The organism is Frankia sp. CcCS3 (assembly GCF_977927575.1).
Window position 1 is genome coordinate 1 of record NZ_CDWRCL010000323.1, and the last position, 3,250, is coordinate 3,250.

At 71.9% G+C, this 3,250-nt stretch carries 2 protein-coding genes; one reads left to right on the top strand and one right to left on the bottom strand.

Annotated elements, in window-relative coordinates; genetic code table 11:
• The first annotated feature begins 10 nt into the window (after positions 1-10).
• Positions 11-1,339, top strand: a complete 1,329-nt coding sequence (locus AC08OQ_RS18635; protein WP_476612267.1) for a bifunctional glycosyltransferase family 2/GtrA family protein — start codon at positions 11-13, stop codon at positions 1,337-1,339.
• On the opposite strand, the gene AC08OQ_RS18640 is transcribed toward AC08OQ_RS18635, so the two are convergent.
• Positions 1,340-3,250, bottom strand: a 1,911-nt coding sequence (locus AC08OQ_RS18640; RefSeq protein ID WP_476612266.1) for a pyruvate carboxylase subunit B, incomplete at its 5' end; no start/stop codon positions are given.

The window sequence follows — 3,250 nt, forward strand, 5'->3', positions numbered from 1 at the left end:
GTCCACCTCCATCCGGTATCTCGTCTCCGAAGCCGCCGAGCCCGCAGATGCCTCAAACCCGCTTAACTTCGAAGAGCCCGTATACAACGAGGAGAACGACCTCGCTCCCTGCGTCCGACGGCTGTACGCCCACCTGACCGGGACGTTCCCGTACCCCTTTCAGATCACGATCGCCGACAACGCCAGCACCGACGGCACCTTGGTCATCGCCCAGGCGTTGGAGAAGGAGCTCCCCGAGGTCGCCGCGATCCACCTCGAAGCCAAGGGCCGCGGCCGGGCACTGCGGGCGGCTTGGGGCATCTCGCCCGCACCGGTGCTCGCCTACATGGACGTCGACCTGTCGACCGGCCTCGCCGCGCTGCTGCCCCTGGTGGCCCCGCTCATCAGCGGCCACTCGGATCTCGCGATCGGCACCCGGCTCTCCCCCGCCTCCCGGGTCGTGCGGGGACCGCGCCGGGAGGTGATCTCCCGCTGCTACAACCTGATCCTCCGCAGGACACTGGCGGCCCGGTTCTCCGACGCGCAGTGCGGCTTCAAGGCGATCCGCGCCGACGCCGCGGCAGGCCTGCTGCCCTTGGTGGAAGACAGCGGCTGGTTCTTCGACACCGAGCTGCTCGTCCTGGCCGAACGGGCCGGAATGCGCATCCACGAGATCCCGGTCGACTGGATCGATGATCCGGACAGCCGCGTCGACGTGCTCGCCACGGCCATCGCTGACCTGAAGGGTGTGGTCCGCCTCTTGCGGGCGTTCGGCAGCGGAAAGCTACCGCTCGCCAGGCTGCACCAGGAGTTCGGCCGAGGCCCGCTCACCGCCGGCCACGCCGAGGAGGGCAAGGCCGTCGAGGTCCCGGGGGTACCGAAGGGACTCACCGGTCAGCTCCTGCGATTCGCCGCGATCGGGATCGCCAGCACGCTGTCCTATCTGGTGCTCTTCGTCCTGCTGCGGACAGTCACCGGGGCGCAGGTCGCGAACCTGCTGTCGCTGCTTCTCACGGCGGTTGCGAACACCCCGGCGAACCGGCGGCTGACCTTCGGTCTCACCGGTCCGGAGCGCGCCGGTCGCCACCATCTGCAGGGCCTGGTGGTGTTCGCCGTCGGCCTCGGCCTGACCAGCGGTTCGCTCGCGCTCCTGCACGCGGCGAGCACGAACCCCGGCCGCGGCATTGAACTCTCCGTGCTGGTGCTGGCGCACCTGGCCTCCACGGTCATCCGGTTCCTTCTACTGCGCGCCTGGGTCTTCCGCCCGGGCCGGGAGGCGGGGGACGTGGCCGGGACGCTCCCGGCCACGACACCCCCGCGGAGGCAGAACCCGACCGGCGTAATCAGGAACGCAGCGTAATCAGGAACGCAGAATAAGCAGCAGGTCACCGACCTCGACGGAGTCGCCGCTGGAGCGGACGAGCTCCACGACGGTCCCGCCCACCGGGCTGGTCACCGCGGCCTCCATCTTCATCGCCTCCACCACCGCCAGCCGCTGGCCCTTCGTCACCGTGTCGCCCACCGCGACGCTGAACGTGACGATGCCGGGCAGCCCGGCGCCCACCTGGTTCGGATCGGCGGGGTCCGCCCGACGGGCCACCGTGGTGGTGGCCGTGATGGACGCGTCCCGGACCCGCACCGGCCGGGGCTGGCCGTTGACCCGCAGGTACAGGGTGCGCATCGCGGAGTCGTCCGGTTTGGAGAGCGTCTCCAGCTCCACGATGATCTCCACCCCGGGCTCCAAGGTGACGGTGAGCGGAACGCCGGGCCGCAGCCCGTACAAAAAGCCGTCGGTCGGGACCACGGAGGAGTCCCCGTAGGCGTCCACCGCCCGCAGGTAGTCCTTCCACGGGCCGGGGAAGAGCAGCCTGGACAGGGCCGCCCGCCGCCGGGTCCCCGGGAAAGAGAGCTCGGCGGCGTCCGCCGCGTCGAGGTCGACGGACGGCGGCGCCGGGCGGCGCCCGGCCAGCGCCCGTTCCCGGAACGGTTCGGCGAAGCCGGCCGGCGGCGTGCCGAGTTCACCTGCGAGGTAGCCGAGCACGCTGGCCGGCAGGTCGAACTCCTCGGGATGCGCACGCAACCGGTCCACGTCGACGGATCCGCCGGCGATGAACAGCGCCAGGTCACCGACGACCTTGCTGGTCGGCGTCACCTTGATCGGCTTGCCGAGCAGCTCGTTGGCGATCGCGTAGCACTCGGTGACCTCGGCCCACCGGTCCCCCAGCCCCAGCGCGATCGCCTGCTGACGCAGGTTCGTCAGCTGGCCGCCGGGAATCTCGTGCCGGTACACGGCCCCGGTCGGGGCCCGCAGCCCCGCCTCGAACGGGGCGTAGAGGTCGCGCACGGCCTCCCAGTACGGCTCCATCGCGGACAGCGCGGGCAGCGCGATGCCGGTCGCCCGGGGAGTGTGGTCGGTCGCCGCCACCAACGCGGACATGTTGACCTGGCTGGTGCCGCCGGACATCGGCGCGGCGGCGGCGTCCACCGCGTCCACCCCGGCCGCGGACGCCGCGAGCAGGGTGGCGAGCTGGCCGCCCGCGGTGTCGTGGGTGTGCAGGTGGACGGGCCGGTCGAAACGCTCCCGCAGGGCCGTCACCAGCGTGGCCGCCGCCGCCGGGCGCAGCAGTCCCGCCATGTCCTTCACGGCGAGCACATGCACACCCGCCTCGACGAGCTGTTCGGCGAGGCGCAGGTAGTAGTCGAGGGTGTAGATCCGCTCCGCCGGATCGGAGAGGTCACCGGTGTAGCAGAGCGTCCCTTCGGCGATCGCCCCGGTACCGAGCACCGCCTCGATCGCCGGGCGCATCTGCTCGATGTCGTTCAGCGCGTCGAAGATCCGGAAGATGTCGACGCCGGTCGCCGCGGCCTCGGCGACGAACGCCCGGACGACGTCGTCCGGGTAGGGGGTGTACCCGACCGCGTTGCGCCCCCGCAGCAGCATCTGCAGGCAGATGTTCGGTGCGGCCTGGCGCAGCGCAGCGAGCCGCTCCCACGGATCCTCCGCGAGAAAGCGCAGCGCGACGTCGTAGGTCGCCCCGCCCCAGGCCTCCAGGCTCAGCAGGTTCGGCGTCAGCGCGGCGTACGACGGGGCGGCCGCCAGGATGTCGAAGCTGCGCAGCCTCGTGGCCAGCAGCGACTGGTGGGCGTCACGCAAGGTGGTGTCGGTGACGGCCAGCGCCCCCTGGGCGCGCAGCCACGCCGCCCAGCCCGCCGGCCCGAGCTCCGTCAGCAGCTGCCGGGATCCCGCCGGCAGCTGCGTGCCGCCGGGCGC